The sequence below is a fragment of the Curtobacterium sp. PhB115 genome (assembly GCF_003752025.1).
In the GTDB taxonomy this organism is placed as follows: domain Bacteria; phylum Actinomycetota; class Actinomycetes; order Actinomycetales; family Microbacteriaceae; genus Curtobacterium.
In genome coordinates this window covers 184,266-200,339 of the sequence record NZ_RJKR01000012.1, presented here as the reverse complement: position 1 = coordinate 200,339, position 16,074 = coordinate 184,266, and the positions used below count along the sequence as shown (strand labels likewise).

Annotated in this window: 14 protein-coding genes; 9 read left to right on the top strand and 5 right to left on the bottom strand. The window is 73.3% G+C overall.

The window, feature by feature from the left end; all coding sequences use genetic code 11:
• Positions 1–37: 37 nt before the first annotated feature.
• Together EDF19_RS17535 and EDF19_RS17530 are read left to right on the top strand one after the other, a co-directional pair.
• Positions 38–3,898 carry a Pls/PosA family non-ribosomal peptide synthetase gene (locus tag EDF19_RS17535; RefSeq protein WP_123682138.1) on the top strand — a complete coding sequence of 1,287 codons (3,861 nt, stop codon included), beginning with the start codon at positions 38–40 and terminating at the stop codon, positions 3,896–3,898.
• 8 nt (positions 3,899–3,906) lie between these two features.
• Positions 3,907–5,235 (top strand): M1 family metallopeptidase, encoded by a 1,329-nt coding sequence (locus EDF19_RS17530; RefSeq protein ID WP_260217267.1) that lies wholly within the window; start codon positions 3,907–3,909, stop codon positions 5,233–5,235.
• Here the strand turns inward: EDF19_RS17530 and EDF19_RS17525 are convergent.
• Positions 5,232–5,504, bottom strand: coding sequence for a helix-turn-helix domain-containing protein (locus EDF19_RS17525; RefSeq protein WP_123682193.1), 273 nt, complete (start codon positions 5,502–5,504; stop codon positions 5,232–5,234). The two genes, EDF19_RS17530 and EDF19_RS17525, sit on opposite strands and share 4 nt — an antisense overlap.
• Before the next feature lie 32 nt (positions 5,505–5,536).
• Here EDF19_RS17525 and map point away from each other — a divergent pair, with 32 nt between their 5' ends.
• Complete coding sequence (map, locus tag EDF19_RS17520; RefSeq protein ID WP_123682192.1) at positions 5,537–6,307, top strand: type I methionyl aminopeptidase; 771 nt, start codon at positions 5,537–5,539, stop codon at positions 6,305–6,307.
• Here map and EDF19_RS17515 read toward each other — a convergent pair.
• Together EDF19_RS17515 and EDF19_RS17510 are read right to left on the bottom strand one after the other, a co-directional pair.
• Positions 6,288–6,860, bottom strand: a complete 573-nt coding sequence (locus EDF19_RS17515) for a 4'-phosphopantetheinyl transferase superfamily protein (RefSeq protein WP_123682136.1) — start codon at positions 6,858–6,860, stop codon at positions 6,288–6,290. The genes map and EDF19_RS17515 overlap by 20 nt on opposite strands.
• 109 nt (positions 6,861–6,969) lie before the next feature.
• Positions 6,970–7,173 (bottom strand): hypothetical protein, encoded by a 204-nt coding sequence (locus EDF19_RS17510; RefSeq protein ID WP_071255966.1) that lies wholly within the window; start codon positions 7,171–7,173, stop codon positions 6,970–6,972.
• Between the two features lie 284 nt (positions 7,174–7,457).
• Between EDF19_RS17510 and EDF19_RS17505 the strand changes: the two genes are divergently transcribed.
• The 5 genes from EDF19_RS17505 to EDF19_RS17485 are packed head-to-tail and all read left to right on the top strand — an operon-like array spanning position 7,458 to position 12,876.
• A complete protein-coding gene (locus tag EDF19_RS17505; protein WP_185022927.1) occupies positions 7,458–9,404 on the top strand; it encodes a YgcG family protein in 1,947 nt (648 codons plus the stop codon).
• 53 nt (positions 9,405–9,457) lie between these two features.
• Positions 9,458–10,183, top strand: a complete 726-nt coding sequence (locus EDF19_RS17500; RefSeq protein ID WP_123682134.1) for a PspA/IM30 family protein — start codon at positions 9,458–9,460, stop codon at positions 10,181–10,183.
• 42 nt (positions 10,184–10,225) lie between these two features.
• A complete protein-coding gene (locus EDF19_RS17495) occupies positions 10,226–11,047 on the top strand; it encodes an arginase family protein (protein WP_123682133.1) in 822 nt (273 codons plus the stop codon).
• 54 nt (positions 11,048–11,101) lie between these two features.
• Positions 11,102–12,505, top strand: coding sequence for an NAD(P)/FAD-dependent oxidoreductase (locus EDF19_RS17490; protein WP_123682132.1), 1,404 nt, complete (start codon positions 11,102–11,104; stop codon positions 12,503–12,505).
• Between the two features lie 2 nt (positions 12,506–12,507).
• Positions 12,508–12,876, top strand: coding sequence for a Fe-S oxidoreductase (locus EDF19_RS17485; RefSeq protein ID WP_311317126.1), 369 nt, complete (start codon positions 12,508–12,510; stop codon positions 12,874–12,876).
• A gap of 403 nt (positions 12,877–13,279) precedes the next feature.
• Here the strand turns inward: EDF19_RS17485 and EDF19_RS17480 are convergent, their stop codons facing one another.
• Positions 13,280–14,110: an ABC transporter ATP-binding protein gene (locus EDF19_RS17480; RefSeq protein ID WP_395860689.1), complete on the bottom strand. Its 831-nt coding sequence runs from the start codon at positions 14,108–14,110 to the stop codon at positions 13,280–13,282.
• Positions 14,083–15,015 carry a siderophore-interacting protein gene (locus EDF19_RS17475; protein WP_123682131.1) on the bottom strand — a complete coding sequence of 311 codons (933 nt, stop codon included), beginning with the start codon at positions 15,013–15,015 and terminating at the stop codon, positions 14,083–14,085. The genes EDF19_RS17480 and EDF19_RS17475 overlap by 28 nt, the downstream gene beginning before the upstream one ends.
• Before the next feature lie 58 nt (positions 15,016–15,073).
• Between EDF19_RS17475 and EDF19_RS17470 the strand changes: the two genes are divergently transcribed.
• The gene (locus tag EDF19_RS17470; RefSeq protein WP_185022926.1) at positions 15,074–16,021 is read left to right on the top strand and encodes an alpha/beta fold hydrolase; all 948 of its coding nucleotides are present in this window, start codon (positions 15,074–15,076) and stop codon (positions 16,019–16,021) included.
• Positions 16,022–16,074: the final 53 nt, after the last annotated feature.

Here is a 16,074-nt window from a genome sequence, read left to right as displayed (position 1 = left end):
GGCCGGTCGACCTGCACGCGACCGGGAAGAGGCACCGATGACCACCGGCACCGCGAACCCGCAGCTCGAACTCGCCCGGGGCGGCGACGCACCAGCACCGCGCACGTTGTTCGACGTCCTCCAGGCCACCGCGTCCACCCACCCGGACGCCCTCGCACTCGAGGACCCCGAGGGCACGATCGACTACGCCACCCTGCTCGACCTCGTGCGCGCGCAGGCCGACGACCTCGCGCGCCGCGGCGTCCGACGCGGCGACCGGGTCGGGGTGCGCATCCCCTCCGGCGGCCGCGACCTGTACCTGTCGATCCTCGCGGTGCTCGCCGCCGGTGCCGCCTACGTCCCCGTCGACGCGGACGACCCGGAGGAACGCGCCACGCTCGTGTTCGGCGAGGCCGGCGTCGTCGGGGTGATCGGCGCTGGCGGCGTCCTGCGCAGCCGCGACGGCGGCGAACTGCCCGTGACGGACCCTGCGGCGCGTGCAGCGCTCCCCCGCGAGACCGACGACGCATGGATCATCTTCACCTCCGGCTCGACCGGCGTGCCGAAGGGTGTCGCCGTGACGCACCGCTCCGCCGCCGCGTTCGTCGACGCCGAGGCGCGGATGTTCCTGCAGGCAGCACCGATCGGCCCCGGCGACCGCGTGCTCGCCGGGCTCAGCGTGGCGTTCGACGCGTCGTGCGAGGAGATGTGGCTCGCCTGGGGCCACGGTGCCTGCCTCGTGCCGGCACCCCGCTCGCTCGTCCGCACCGGGGTCGACCTCGGACCCTGGCTCATCGCGCACACCATCACGATCGTCTCGACGGTCCCGACGCTCGCGGCCCTGTGGCCCGACGACGCCCTGGAGCAGGTGCGCCTGGTGATCTTCGGCGGCGAGGCCTGCCCGCCCGAACTCGCCGCCCGCATCGCGAGCCGCGACCGCGAGGTCTGGAACACCTACGGTCCGACCGAGGCCACCGTCGTCGCGTGCGGCGCCCTGCTCGACGGCTCGCAGCCGATCCGGATCGGGCTGCCGCTGGACGGCTGGGACCTGGCCGTCGTCGACTCCGCAGGAGTGCGGGTCGCGCCGGGTGGTGTCGGCGAGCTCGTCATCGGCGGCGTGGGGCTCGGCCGGTACCTCGACCCGACGAAGGACGCCGAGAAGTACGCGCCGTTCCCGGAGCTCGGCTGGGACCGGGCGTACCGGAGCGGTGACCTGGTGCGGTACGACCCCGAGGGCCTCGTGTTCCAGGGCCGTGCCGACGACCAGGTGAAGCTCGGCGGTCGGCGCATCGAACTCGGCGAGATCGACGCAGCACTGCAGGCCCTCGACGACGTCGCCGGTGGGGCAGCCGTGGTGCAGCGGACACCGGCGGGCAACCAGGTGCTCGTCGGGTACGTGGCACCGGTGGCGGGAGCGACGGTGGACGTCCAGGCGGCGAACGCGCGGTTGCGCGAGGAGCTGCCGGCCGCGCTCGTGCCCCTCGTCGCGGTCGTCGACGCCCTGCCGACCCGGACCTCGGGCAAGGTGGACCGGGCGGCGCTGCCGTGGCCGCTCCCCGGGGCGACCGACGCCGCGATGCTCCCCGACACCGTCGCCTGGATCGCGGAGCGGTGGTCCGCGATCCTCGGGGTGCCGGTGTCGAGCGTCGACGACGACTTCTTCGCGCACGGCGGTGGCTCGCTCACGGCGGCGCAGCTCGTGTCCGCGATCCGCGAACGTTTCCCGACGACGACCGTCGCGGACGTCTACGACCACCCGCGGATCGGCGCCCTGGCCGCGGCGCTCGACGAGTCCGGACCGGTCGCGGCGTCGTCCCGCGACGTCCGACCCGTGCCGCCGTCGACGGGCGTCGTGATGACGCTGCTCGGGCTGCCGGTGCAGGTGCTCCGTGGTCTGCGGGTGCTGTCGTGGACGGCACTCGTCGCCGCGGTGCTGCACGCGACGACGCTGCCGTTCCTGCCGGTGCTCCCCTGGCCCGTGCTCGTCCTGGTGCTCCTGGTGTTCGTGACCCCGATCGGCAAGATGGCGCTCACCGTCGTGCTCGCGCGGCTGCTCCTCGTCGGGGTCCGCCCCGGGGCGTACCCGCGGGGCGGCTCGGTGCACGTGCGGGTGTGGCTCGCCGAACGCATCGCGGAGGCCGTCGACGGGCCCTCCACCGCGGGGGCTCCGTGGATCAGCTACTACGCCCGTGCCCTCGGTGCCCGGATCGGCCGCGAGGTCGACCTGCACACCCTCCCGCCCGTGACCGGGATGCTCGACGTCGGCAAGCACGCGTCGATCGAACCCGAGGTCGACCTGGCGGGGCACTGGGTCGACGGGGACGTCTTCCACCTCGGTCGGGTGCGGATCGACGACGACGCCGTCGTGCACAGCCGGACGACGCTGCTGCCGGGCGCCCACGTCGGCGCGGGTTCGGAGATCGAGGCCGGATCCGCCGTCACCGGCCGGGTCCCCGCCGGCGAACGGTGGGCAGGATCGCCGGCGGAACGCGTCGGATCGGCCCGACACGGCCGGGAGGCCCGTCCCCCGTCCCGTCGACGCTGGCTGGTCGCGTACGGGGCCGGGTCCGTGGCCGTGGCCGGGTTGCCCGTGATCGGTGTCGCCGTCGGGCTGCTGGTCGCGGTCGCGCTGGTCGGACGGGCGTCGTCGATCGGCGACGCCGTGCTCCGCGGCCTGGTCACCGTGCCGCTCGCGACCCTGGTCGCCGGAGCGGTGTACGCCCTGCTCGTGGTGGCGTCGGTGCGGCTGCTCGGCATCGGGCTGCGCGAGGGTCGGCACCCGGTGCGCTCCCGGATCGGCTGGCAGGCCTGGTCGACGGAACGGGTGCTCGACGCCGCTCGGACGCTGCTGTTCCCCCTGTACGCGTCGCTCGTCACGCCGGTGTGGCTCCGGTTGCTCGGCGCACGGGTCGGGCGGAACACCGAGATCTCCACCGTGCTGCTCATCCCGGCCCTGACCCAGATCGCCTCGGGCGCGTTCCTGGCCGACGACACCATGGTGGCGACGTACGAGCTCGGCGGCGGTCGGGTGCGGATCGGTCGATCGAAGGTCGGCCGGCGGGCGTTCCTCGGCAACAGCGGCATGACGGGCGCCGGGCGTTCGGTGCCGCGCGAGGCGCTGGTCGCGGTGCTGTCGGCGGTGCCGAAGAAGGCCAAGCGCGGCTCGTCGTGGCTCGGGTCACCGCCGGTCCGGCTGCGCCGCGCGGCGACGCAGTTCGACGAGGAGCGCACCTTCCGCCCGCCGACGCGGCTCAAGGTGGCCCGCGGCTGCTGGGAACTGCTGCGGCTCGTCGCCCCGATGGTGTCCGCCGCCATCGCGCTCGGGGTCGCGGGGACGCTCCTGGCGCTCTGGTCGACGGTCGGGTTCGGCTGGACGGTGCTCCTCGCCGGTCCGGTGCTCATCGTCGCCGGAGCCGTCGCCGCGGTCGTGTCGACGGTCGCGAAGTGGGTGTTCGTCGGTCGGATCACGGCACGGGAGCACCCGCTGTGGTCGTCGTTCGTGTGGCGCAACGAGGTGCAGGACACCTTCGTGGAGACGGTCGCGCGGCCGTGGTTCGCCGAGCAGGCCACCGGCACCCCGGCCCTCGCCGCCTGGCTCCGGAGCCTCGGCGCGACGATCGGCCGCGGCACCTGGCTCGAGACCTACTGGCTGCCGGAGGCCGACCTGGTCACGATCGGCGCCGGCGCCTCGGTGGCGCGGGGCACCGTCGTGCAGACGCACCTGTTCCACGACCGGGTGATGCAACTCGACGCCGTGCGGCTCGACGCCGGGGCGACGCTCGGCCCGCACAGCGTGGTGTTGCCCGCCGCGGGCATCGGCACCGGGGCGACCGTCGGACCGGCCTCGTTGGTGATGCGCGGCGAGCAGGTGCCGACCGGGTCGCGCTGGTCGGGCAACCCCATCGCTCCATGGGGTTGACTGGCAGCGTGCCGAACACTCCAGCCGCCGACCCGTACACCCCGCACAGCGGCGACCGACGCTGGAGTGCCGAGCACTACGAGCTCCGCCTCGACTACCGCGTCGCGACCAACCGCCTCGACGGCACCGCGACGATCACCGCTCGTGCGCTCGAACCGCTCGACCGCATCGTGATCGACCTGCACGGCCTGAGCGTCGAGCGGGTCGACGTCGACGGCACCCGCGCGAAGAAGGTGTCGAAGGCGACCCACAAGGTCACCGTGACGCCCGCAGCGCCGATCCCGGCGGACACCCCGTTCACCGTGCACCTGCGGTACCGCGGCAACCCCCGCCCGGTCCGGAGCGCCTGGGGTCAGGTCGGCTGGGAGGAACTCACCGACGGCGTCATCGTCGCCGCGCAGCCCACCGGCGCGCCGTCGTGGTTCCCGTGCAACGACCGCCCGGACGACAAGGCGACGTACCGGTTCGAGATCGCCGCCGAGGCCGCGTACGACGTCATCGCGAACGGCGAGCTGCTCGGCAAGGAGCGGGACCGGGTCGGGACGCGCTGGACCTACGCGACGACCGACCCGATGGCGACGTACCTGGCCACGGTGCAGATCGGCCGGTACCGGACGACGAAGCTCCGCGGCGCGGTCGTCCCGGTGACGCTGCACCACCCCGCCGACCTCGCGGCCGCCGCGAAGACGGACTTCGGGCAGGTGCCGGAGATGCTCGCGCTGTACGCCGACCGGTTCGGGCCGTACCCGTTCCCGGCGTACGGCGTCGTGGTGACGGACGACGAGCTGGAGATCCCGCTCGAGGCCCACGGGCTGGCGGTGTTCGGCCGGAACCACGTCGACGGCGAACACGGCACGGACCGGCTCATCGCGCACGAGCTCGCGCACCAGTGGTTCGGCAACTCGGTGACGGTCAGCAGGTGGCAGGACATCTGGCTGCACGAGGGCTTCGCCTGCTACGCGGAGTGGCTCTGGTCCGAGGATCGGGGCGGCGACAGCGCGGACGACCTCGCCGAACGGTACCGGCAGGGGCTGCTCGACCAGCCGGAGGACCTCGTGGTCGGTGACCCGGGCCCGGAGGACATGTTCGACGACCGCGTCTACAAGCGCGGGGCGCTCGCGCTGCACGCCGTCCGTCGCACGTTCGGCGACGCGGCGTTCTTCACCGGGCTCCGGAACATCACCGAGCGGCACCGCCACGGCTCGGTCACGGTCCCGGACGTGCTCGGTGCCTTCGCCGACGCGGCCGACCGCGACGTCGAGGCGGTGCGCGCGGTCACGGGTCCGTGGATCGACGAGGAACCGGTCCCCGCGCTGCCGACGGTCCGAGCCGCCTAACCCGCGAGCTCGCCGGCGTCGGCCGGTTCGCAGCTGACCTCGGACCAGACCGCGTCGAGGGACAGCCCGACGACCCCGGCGACGGCGGCGATCGTCGAGAACGCCGGGGTCGCGATGCGTCCGGTCTCGATCTTCCGCAGGGTCTCCGGCGAGATCCCGGCGTCGAGTGCGGTGTCGACGATCGACCGCGGGCCGCGCGCGCGACGGAGCAGTGCGCCGAGACGACGGCCGCGGGCGACCTCGTCGGGACGGAGCGGGAGTCGAACCATGACCACATAGTAATACCGGTATGATCATCCGCGTGATCGAGATCCTGACCCCCGCCGAGGTCGACAGGGCCCGCGCCACCGGAGCCCTCGTCGGCACGATCCTGCAGACCCTGCGCGAGCGCACCCGCATCGGCACGAACCTGCTGGAGATCGACCGGTGGGCGAAGCAGATGATCGAGGACGCCGGCGCCGACTCCTGCTACGTCGACTACGCCCCCTCGTTCGGCCGCGGGCCGTTCGGGCACCACATCTGCACCGCCGTCAACGACGCCGTCCTGCACGGGCTGCCGCACGACCGCGCACTCGCGGACGGGGACCTGCTCACCCTCGACCTCGCCGTCTCCCTCGACGGCATCGCCGCCGACGCCGCCGTGAGCTTCGTGGTCGGCACCCCCCGCGACGAGGACCTCGCCCTGATCGACGCGACCGAGCGCGCCCTGGCCGCCGGCATCGCCGCCGCAGGACCCGGCGCCCGGATCGGGGACCTCTCGCACGCCATCGGGACCGTCCTGGAGGCCGCCGGGTACCCCGTCAACGTCGAGTTCGGCGGGCACGGCATCGGGTCGACCATGCACCAGGACCCGCACGTGTCGAACACCGGGCGGCCCGGACGCGGCTACACCCTGCGGCCGGGGCTCCTGCTCGCGCTCGAGCCGTGGGTGATGGCGGACACCGACGTGCTCGTCACGGACCCCGACGGCTGGACGCTCCGCAGCGCCACGGGTGCCCGGACGGCCCACACCGAGCACACGATCGCGATCACCGAGGACGGTGCCGAGGTCCTCACGCTCCCCCGGCGCTGACCACCGGCGCTCCGTCAGCGGCGACCGCGAGCACCAGGTCCGTCGCCGGCCACGTGATCGTCACGGGGTGCTCGACGCCCTCGATGCGTGCGGTGCCGGTGGTCACGTCGACGTCCACGGCGAGCGGATCGACCCGGAGGCCCCGGCCGTCCCGTTTCAGGACGGCCTCCTTCGCGGCCCAGCAGGCGGCGAGCAACGAGCTGTCGCCGTGCGCCCGCTCGAGTTCCCCGACCGTGAAGGCGTCGAGCGGCGCAGCGACGACCCGCGAGACGCGCTCGACGTCGACCCCGACGGCGCCGGGGCCGACGGCCAGGGCGAGGGCACCGGGCGCGCGCGACAGACTGACGCCGACGGCGTCGCCGTCGGCGGACGCCCACGGACGGCCGTGGTCGGTCCCGCCACAATGCGCACAGACGCGCCCCGTGCGCACGGCGACCGTCTCGACGCCGGTCACCGACGCGACGGCGGCGACCAGGGCCTCCCGGTCGGATGCGCGGTCCGGGCCCGGTGCGCAGAGCGTCACCACGACGGCCTGGAGGCGCGACTCACCCATGCGCGCAGCCTACGTCCGGCGGACGGTCGCGCGGGCGTGGTTCGACATCGCCCGCGCGGCTGCGGTCCGGATCCGGTCTGATCACGGGTGGATCAGGGGCCGGGGTGGATCAGGCGTGCGTGAGGGCGATCAGTGCGACGTTCATCGTGCTGTAGAGACCCTCGGATCGGGTCGCCTGGCGGACGCGTCCGCGCAGCACTTCGTAGCGGCCGTCGTGCTCGCGCACGAAGCCGATCACGCCGGTCGCCGGCGTCGACACGCGGTGGTAGCCGTCCTCGAGCGGGACGACCTCGGTACTCGTGGTTCGCTCCATTGCTGTTCCCCTTCCGTTCGTCATCGAACAGTGGTCGCCAGCATACCCCGGTCCGGGGGACAAGACACTCACGGAACCCAGTGGTGACGGGCGTTCCCCAGGAGTCTGCCCACGGCCTGACCGCAGGCTGCGCGGCGTGGATAGACTCCGGGCGACAGCGCCCCTGGGCGTGATCCGGGCGATGTCGAGCGCATCGACCGGCGACGGACGGAGGACGGATGCGAGCGGTCCAACGCGGATCGGCCACGAGCGACACGGGTGGGAGCAGGAGGACGACGAAGCGGTTGACCGGCCGCGTCGCAGCAGCGGTCCTCGCGATGCTGATCGTCCTCGCACCGGCAGCCACCGCCCGCGCCACCGCCCCCGTCGACCTCGGCGGCGCCTACGTCCTCGACCAGGCCGACGTCCTCAGCGAGTCGCAGCAGGCCGACATCGAGCAGGCCGCACAGGACCTCTACGCCGAGACGCAGACGCAGCTCTACGTGGTGTTCGTCCCGACGTTCACCGACCCGACGGACCACACCGCCTGGGGCTCGGCCACGATGGAGCAGAACCAGATCGACTCGGACGGCATCCTGCTCTCCGTCGCGGTCGACGACCGGAACTACGACGTCCAGCAGACCGACCAGAGCTCGATCCCCTCGTCCGACGTCCAGTCCGCGGTGGACGACGACCTCATCCCGAGGCTCAAGCAGAGCGACTGGTCCGGGGCGGCCGTGGCGTTCGCGAACGGGCTGACCGACACGCAGGCGCCGGCGGACCTGACCTGGCTGTGGATCATGCTCCTCGTGGTCGTCGTCGCGGCGATCGTCGCGGTCCTCGTCATCCGGACGCGCAACAAGCGCCGGACGGCAGCGGCGACCCGGGCGCAGGAAGCCTCGCTCGCCGACCTCGAACGCACCGCAGGTGGCGCACTCGTCACCATCGACGACGAGCTCCGCACCGCCGAGCAAGAGGTCGGGTTCGCCGCGGCCCAGTTCGGCCCCGACGCCGCGAAGCCGTTCGCCGACGCCGTCGCGGCCGCGCAACAGGCGGTCCGCACGGCGTTCACGTACCAGCAGCAGCTCGACGACGAGATCCCGGACACCCCGCAGCAGCGTGCCGAGTGGGCGAACCAGATCATCGCGATCTGCGAACAGGCACACGCCTCGATCGAGGAGCAGACCGAGTCGTTCGACCAGCTCCGCTCGCTGGAGGACGGCGTGGAGGACGCCGCGGCCGCCCTCGCGACGGCCGTCGCCGCGGCACCCGCCTCGGTGGACGCCGCCGCAGCCGCGCTCGAGCGGGTGCGCGGCCAGTACACCGGCCGGACCCTGGCGACCGTCTCCGACAACGTCGACCAGGCACGGCAGGTCCTCGCCTACGCGACCGAGCGTTCGGCGGCGGCGACCGCGTCGATCGCGTCGGGTGACAAGGGCGAGGCCGTCATCGCCGTCCGTGACGCCCAGCACGCGCTCGCCCAGGTGCAGCAACTCACGAACGGCGCCGTCGCGGCGGAGAGCACCTTCGCCGAGGCGACCGCGCGCGCCGAGGCGATGCGCATCGACATCGAGGGCGACGTCGCCGCCGCGAAGACCCTCACCGTGACCGGACCGGACCTCGCCGCCGCGGTGACCCGCGCCGAGACCGTGCTCCGGCAGGGACTCGACCCGAAGGACCCGATCGCGGCGGTCGACGCCCTCACGAAGGCGAACACCGACATCGACCAAGCGATCGCCGCGGCGCGCGGTGCCGAGGAACAACAGCGCCGGGCGTCCAGGGCGCTCGACGACGCACTCCGCGACGCCCGCAACCGGATCAGTCAGGCGCGCGAGTTCATCTCGCTGCACCGCGGCGGGGTCGGACCGACCGCACGGACGCGGCTGTCCGAAGCCGAACGGGCACTCGACGACGCCGTGCAGCTGGCCACGACCGACCCCGGGCAGGCGCTCCAGGCCGCACGGGCCGCCGAGCAGTACGCCGCAGCGGCGATGGACTCGGCGAACGACGACATGGGCGGCTGGCCAGGACAGGGCGGCGGGGGCCGTGGCGGCAACGGTGCGCAGCTCGGCGGCCTCGTCACGGGCATCGTCCTCGGCGGCCTGCTCGGCGGTCGCGGCGGCAGCTACGGCGGCGGTTCCTTCGGGGGCGGCGGCTTCGGCGGCGGCGGGGGCTTCGGCGGCGGGGGCGGTTTCGGTGGCGGCGGGGGCGGCGGCGGCGGAGGCGGCTTCTCCGGCGGCGGCCGCTTCTGACCCACCAGCAGGACAGCACGACACGTCAGACCTTCCAAGGAAAGGGAACAGCAATGGCAAAGCAGACGATCTTCGGTCGCATCTCGACCCTCGTCCGAGCGAACATCAACCAGCTCATCGACAACGCCGAGGACCCGCAGAAGATGCTGGACCAGCTCGTGCGCGACTACACGAACAACATCGCGGACGCGAAGACGGCGATCGCGCAGACGATCGGCAACGTGCGGCTGCTCGAGCAGGACCACGAAGAGGACAAGCGCGCCGCCACCGAGTGGGGGCAGAAGGCGCAGAACGCGTCGGCCGCAGCGGACAAGTACCGCGCCGAGGGCAAGACCGCCGAGGCGGACAAGTTCGACAACCTCGCGAAGATCGCGATCGGCAAGCAGATCTCCGCCGAGCAAGAGGTCAAGGACGCCGAGCCGAACCTCGCCTCGCAGAACGAGGCCGTCGAGAAGCTCAAGACCGGCCTCGCCGGGATGGAGCAGAAGCTCGAGGAGCTCCGTTCGCGCCGCGACAACCTCGTCGCACGGTCCAAGACCGCCGAGGCCCAGTCGAAGGTCAACGACGCGCTCGGCAACATCGACGTGCTCGACCCGACGAGCGACCTCGGTCGCTTCGAGGAGAAGGTCCGCCGCGAAGAGGCCAAGGTGATGGGGCAGCAGGAGCTCCAGGCCTCAAGCCTCGACGCGCAGTTCGAGAGCCTCGAGGACGTCGGCACGGACGCCGAGGTCGAGGCGCGCCTGGCCGCGCTGAAGTCCGGCGGCTCGTCGAGCCTCTGAACTCCCCTGACGACGTCGGACCCCACCTGACAGACTGAGACGATGCAGTTCCTCGTGGTCGGTCAGTGGCAGGGTTCGGCGTCGTCGCGCGCGATGCGTCTCGGTGACGGAGCATCGGCGATCGCGGCCGACCTCCCCCGGGCGTCCACCACCGTCGTCGCGGTACCGGCCGGAGCGGGCGATCGACTCGAGACGGCCGTCGCGCGTTACACCTCGGTGCTCGCCGTCGCCGAGCGGGTCGCCGAGGAGACCGGTGTCGCCAGCGAACCCGTCCTCGTCGTCGGTGGCGACGGTGCCAGTGTCCTCGGCGCGACGGTCGCCCTCGACACCGACACCGCGTTCGTCCGCATCGCCGGGTCGAGCGGCTACCGAGCACTCAACCGAGCCCAGCCCGTCGCAGCCGAGACCGCGGCGCTCCGACTGCTCGTCGACCGTGCCGACGACCTGTTCCCCGGGCTGCCGACGCTGTCGCCGGCGTCGGTCGTGCTCGCCGGCGTCCGCGGCATCGAGGACGCCGAGTCCAGCGCGCTCGACCGTGCCGGCATCCGGGCGCTCGACGTCGACGCCGCCACCCCCGAAGCGATCGCGGCCGCGGTCGACGCCACCGGTGCCTCGTCCGTGTTCGTGCACGTCGACCTCGACGTGCTCGACCCGTCCGAGGTCGACGGCCTGCTCGAGCCGGTGCCGTTCGGGCTCGACGGTGCCGGGCTGGTGGAGCGGGTCCAGGCCGCGACCCGCGGCCGGCGCCTCGCGGGCGCCGCGCTCACCGGATTCGCTCCCGTCGACCCGGAACGCGCAGTGGACGACCTCGGCGTGATCCTGCGCGTCGTCGGAGCCCTGACCAGCGCCTCCCGGGTGGCCTGAACGCGACTCGGCACGCCGGGCGGAACCCATGCCGGTCCGCGTACGCTCGGCCTCATGACGGACTACGACCTCATCGTGATCGGCGCCGGCGCAGTCGGCGAGAACGTGGCGGACTACGCCCACAAGCGCGGCCTGTCGGTCGCCATCGTGGAGGCCGAGCTCGTCGGTGGTGAGTGCTCCTACTGGGCGTGCATGCCGTCGAAGGCGCTGCTCCGGAGCGGCCACGCGCTGTCCGCGGCGAAGCGGCTCGACGGTGCGAAGCAGGCCGTCACGGGTGAGCTCGACGCCGCCCGGGTCCTCGCCCGCCGCAACTCGTTCACCTCCGACTGGAAGGACGACGGGCAGGTGTCCTGGCTCGAGTCCGCCGACATCGCGCTGATCCGCGGCCACGCTCGCATCACAGGCGAGAAGACGATCGAGGTCGACGGCGAGACGCACACCGCCCGCGCCGCCGTCGCCGTCGTCACCGGTTCGCTGCACGCGCTGCCGGACATCCCGGGCCTGGCCGACGCGAAGCCGTGGGGCACCCGCGAGGGCACGAGCGCCCAGCAGGTCCCGGAGAGCCTGCTCGTCATCGGCGGCGGTGTCTCCGGATCGGAACTCGCCACCGCGTGGGCGTCCCTCGGGTCGAAGGTCACCCTCGTCGCCCGCCACGGCCTCCTCGGCACGATGGAGCCCTTCGCCGGAGAGCTCGTCGCCGACTCCCTCCGCGAGCTCGGCGTCGACGTCCGCACCGGCGTCGACCCGGTCCGCGTCGACCGCGACGAGCACGGCTTGGTCACCGCGGTCCTCGACGACGGCACCACCGTCATCACGAGCGAGGTCCTCGCCGCAACCGGACGCTCTCCGCACACCGCCGACCTCGGGCTCGAGACCGTCGGACTGACCGCGGGCGAATGGCTCGACGTCGACGACACGATGCTCGTGCACGGCACCGACTGGCTGTACGCCGTCGGCGACGTCAACCACCGGGTGCTCCTGACCCACCAGGGCAAGTACCAGGCCCGTGCCGCCGGTGAGGCGATCGCCGCCCGGTACCAGGGCACGCCGCTGCACACCGAGCCGTGGGGCGCCCACGTCGCCACCGCCGACCACGCCGCGGTCCCCCAGGTCACCTTCACCGACCCCGAGGTCGCGAGCGTCGGGCTGACCGAGGCCGCGGCCCGGCAGCAGGGGCTGAACGTCCGCGCGGTCGAGTACGACCTCGGCGGTGTCGCTGGTTCCGCACTGCAGGCCGACGGCTACACGGGCCGGGCGAAGATGGTCGTCGACGAGGACCGGAAGGTCGTCGTGGGCGTCACGTTCGTCGGGCAGGACGTCGCCGAGATGCTGCACGCCGCGACCGTCGCCGTCGTGGGCGAGGTGCCGATCGACCGGCTCTGGCACGCGGTGCCGGCGTACCCGACGATGAACGAGATCTGGCTGCGCCTGCTCGAGACCTACGGCCGACCGGCCTGAACGTGCTCGGTCTGGTGCGCCGGGCGCTGCTCGACTCCCCCGTGTCCCGAGCGGGGTGGGTCTTCGCGACCGCTGTCGGGCTCGCGGTCGGCGTGCCGCTGTCGACCGGGCGGATCCGAGTCGTCGACGGGCTCGTCGTCTGCACGGGGCTGCCGCGGTGGGTGTTCCGCCGAGGTGGCACCTGCGTCGGGTCGGTGTACCTGACGCGGGACAACGACGGCCCCCGGGTGCTGCGGCACGAGCGGGTGCACGTCGAGCAGTGGCGGCGCTACGGGATGCTCATGCCGCTGTTGTACGCGGTCGCCGGTCGTGACCCCCTGCGCAACCGCTTCGAGGTCGAGGCCGGCCTGGAGGACGGCGGCTACCGCTGACGGGCGCGCGTGCGCGGCTCCCCTCCTCTGCCGTGTGCCGATCGGTCACGACACCCCGTCGGCCGGCGCCGAGTGGTCGCAGACCGTCGGCTTCGCCGGCCGCATCCGACGGTCTGCGACCGGTCGGCGCCGCACGCGCGGCGCGCCGTGACCTCCGGTGAGGGCCGGGCGGGCGACGAGACGTGACCGAACGGCGGACGGGAGGCACGGGTCACGGCCGCCACGGGCCTCCCGTCCGCCGTGGTCCGGCCCACCTGCCCGGCTGCGGAGCGCTGATCGGTCGCGACACCCCGTCGGAGGGCGCCGCGCGGTCGCTGGCCGTCGGCCGCACCGGCCGTGGCCGACGGTCAGCGACCGCGCGGGCGGGCGGGGCGGCGCGGGGCGGCGCGGGCGGGAGCGCGGGTCAGGCGGCCCGGCGGCGCGGGACCACCAGGGGCGTGCCGGTCTCCGGGTCGGGGACGACGACGCACGACAGGCCGAAGACGTCCTCGACGAGATCGGCGGTCAGCACCGACGACGGCGGACCGGCGGCCACGATCGACCCACTGCGCATCGCGATCACATGGGTGGCGTAGCGCGCCGCCTGGTTGAGGTCGTGCAGCACCGCGACGACGGTCCGCCCGGCCGCGTGCAGCGCCGACGCGAGCTCGAGCACGTCGTACTGGTGCGCGATGTCGAGGAAGGTCGTGGGCTCGTCGAGCAGGACGATGTCCGTCTCCTGCGCCAACACCATCGCGATCCACACCCGCTGCCGCTGCCCACCGGAGAGCTCGTCGACGCCGCGGTCGGCCAGCTCGACGGTCGACGTCTGCTCGAGGGCGGCCTGCACGGCACGCCGGTCGGATCCGGACGACGGGTGCAGCAGGTCCTGGTGCGGGAAGCGTCCGCGGGACACCAGGTCACGCACGGTGATGCCGTCCGGCGCGATCGGGGTCTGCGGCAGCATGCCGACCCGGCGTGCGACGGCCTTGGGACGGTAGGAACCGATCGGGGCGCCGTCGAGGTACACCGTGCCCGCGGTCGGCTTGAGGGTGCGGGCGAAGGACTTCAGCAGCGTCGACTTGCCGCAGGCGTTCGGGCCGACGATGACGGTCAGTTCACCGTCCGGGATGTCCACGTCGAGCGAGTCCACCACCACGCGGTCGTCGTACGCGAGCGTCAGCCCGCGGGCACCGAGTGCCGTGGTCGGCAGACCGGCCGCGGCGTTCAGTGCTCGGCCTTGCCGTGCCGCCAGTACCCCATGAACGCGACCTGCTTCCGGTCCATGCCGACGCCCCGCACCAGGTGCCGTCGGAGTTCCTTGACGCACCCGGCCTCGCCCGCGATCCAGGCGTAGACGGGGCGTGACTCCACGGGCGCGGGGACGTCCCAGAGGACCTGTTCGTCGACGTCCACATCGGCCAGCTCGACGGCGTCCCCACAGGCGGGAGCGGCGCCGGAGCCCGGTGCCGCGGCCACGGTCGACGCCCACACGTGCACCTGGTCGGTCATCCGGACCCCGTGCGTCGCACCGTTCCGCGCGATCCAGCGGACCTCCACACCGGCGGGCGCGCGCACCGGCAGCCGGTCGGCGTCGGTCGGGACCTCGATGAACACGTGCCCGACCGTGGTGACGTCGAGCGCCTCGAGGATGGCGCAGATGGCCGGGGCGGCGGTCTCATCACCGGCGAGCAGGATGCGGTTGGCGTGGCCGGGGGCGAACTCGGCGGCCCCGGTGGGCAGCTCCGCCGGCGAGGACGGGACCATCGGGCCGACGATGCGGAGCTCGTCCCCGACACGGCACGCCGACACCCAGCGCGAGGCCGGTCCGGCGTCCCCGTGGGCGACGAAGTCGATGTCGAGCTCGCGGGCATCGGGACGGAAGGACCGCACGGTGTAGGTGCGGAGCGGGTTCCGGGCCTCGTCGGGCAGTGCGCGCCAGGCGCCGTACCAGTCGTCGTCCTCCGGCAGTTCGGAGAAGCCGATGCCGGGCAGCGGGAGCACGATCTTGATCCGCTGGTCGAGGCCGACCGAGGAGAAGTCGGCGAGGGCGTCGCCCGTCAGCGTCACCCGGACGAAGTGCGGGGTGAGCGACGTCACGGATGCGACGTGCACGGGGAAGACGCGGTACCGGGTTGCCACGAGGACCAAGTATGGCATGCCTAACCTCACCTCTCCAGGGTCGGACGGGGGCACGAACGGTGCGAGGATCGTCCCCGTGTCCGATGCCCCCGACGACGAATTCGCAGACCTGGCCGCGCTCGCCCACGCGAGCGGCGTGCATGCGCCGCTCCGCGCCTCCAGGCAGGTGGTCCGCACCACGGACGGACAGGAGATCGCTGCGATCCGGTGGGGGGACGACGGCCGGGAGGCCCGGATCACCTACCTGCACGGGCTCGGTATCGACGCGCACAGTTTCGACCAGACCGCGATCGCGGTCGGCGAGCCGGCGGTCGCGATCGACCTGCCGGGGCACGGTCGGTCCTCGTGGCGGGACGACGCCGACTACGCGGCGGCCGCCACCGCACCGAGCGTCCTCCACGCACTGGACGCCCTCGCGGTGCCGCCGGGGATCGTCGTCGGGCACTCCCTCGGTGCGATCCTGTCGGCCCGGCTCGCGGCGACCGCGCCCGAGCGGGTCACCGGCCTGGTGCTCGTCGACATGTCCCCCGACTTCGCGCAGCGGGCAGTCGACCGGATCGCCCGTGCGCTCGAGGCCGAGGAGCCGTTCGAGTCGCTCGACCAGGTGGTCGACCGCGCGATCGAGGCACGGGTCGGCGACGACCGCCACGTGCTGCTCCGCGAGGCCCGGCACACCACGCGCCTCGGTGCCGACGGGAAGCTCGTCCGGCGGCACCACTTCCCGCACCTCCCGGCGGGCGCGATGTCCTCCGTTGGGCGCTTCGCGGACGCGTGGCCGGACCTCGAGGCCCTCGACGTCCCGATCCTGCTCGTCCGCGGCGACCGCGGCTACGTCTCCCCGAAGCTGCACGCGGCCTTCGCCGAACGGCTGCCGGACGCCGAGATCGTCACCGTCACCGCGCGGCACGCGGTGCAGAACCAGGCACCGCTCGAACTCGCTTCGGCGATTCGGGCATGGGCGGAACGTAACGGTTTGTTGCACCCGATCGAGGAACCGTCCCCGGACGACACCGGCCGCCGGTAACCTCGTGCGAGCGCGAGCTCCGACCACCGCCCGCGCCCGGAAGGAACCCACAA

Excerpts from the sequence above, each read along its gene's own strand:
- EDF19_RS17525 (WP_123682193.1), bottom strand. The coding sequence starts at position 5,504 with ATGGTTCGACTCCCGCTCCGTCCCGACGAGGTCGCCCGCGGCCGTCGT.
- EDF19_RS17510 (WP_071255966.1), bottom strand. The coding sequence starts at position 7,173 with ATGGAGCGAACCACGAGTACCGAGGTCGTCCCGCTCGAGGACGGCTAC.
- EDF19_RS17490 (WP_123682132.1), top strand. The coding sequence starts at position 11,102 with ATGACGGACTACGACCTCATCGTGATCGGCGCCGGCGCAGTCGGCGAG.
- EDF19_RS17495 (WP_123682133.1), top strand. The coding sequence starts at position 10,226 with ATGCAGTTCCTCGTGGTCGGTCAGTGGCAGGGTTCGGCGTCGTCGCGC.
- EDF19_RS17535 (WP_123682138.1), top strand. The coding sequence starts at position 38 with ATGACCACCGGCACCGCGAACCCGCAGCTCGAACTCGCCCGGGGCGGC.
- EDF19_RS17475 (WP_123682131.1), bottom strand. The coding sequence starts at position 15,015 with ATGCCATACTTGGTCCTCGTGGCAACCCGGTACCGCGTCTTCCCCGTG.
- EDF19_RS17500 (WP_123682134.1), top strand. The coding sequence starts at position 9,458 with ATGGCAAAGCAGACGATCTTCGGTCGCATCTCGACCCTCGTCCGAGCG.
- EDF19_RS17515 (WP_123682136.1), bottom strand. The coding sequence starts at position 6,860 with ATGGGTGAGTCGCGCCTCCAGGCCGTCGTGGTGACGCTCTGCGCACCG.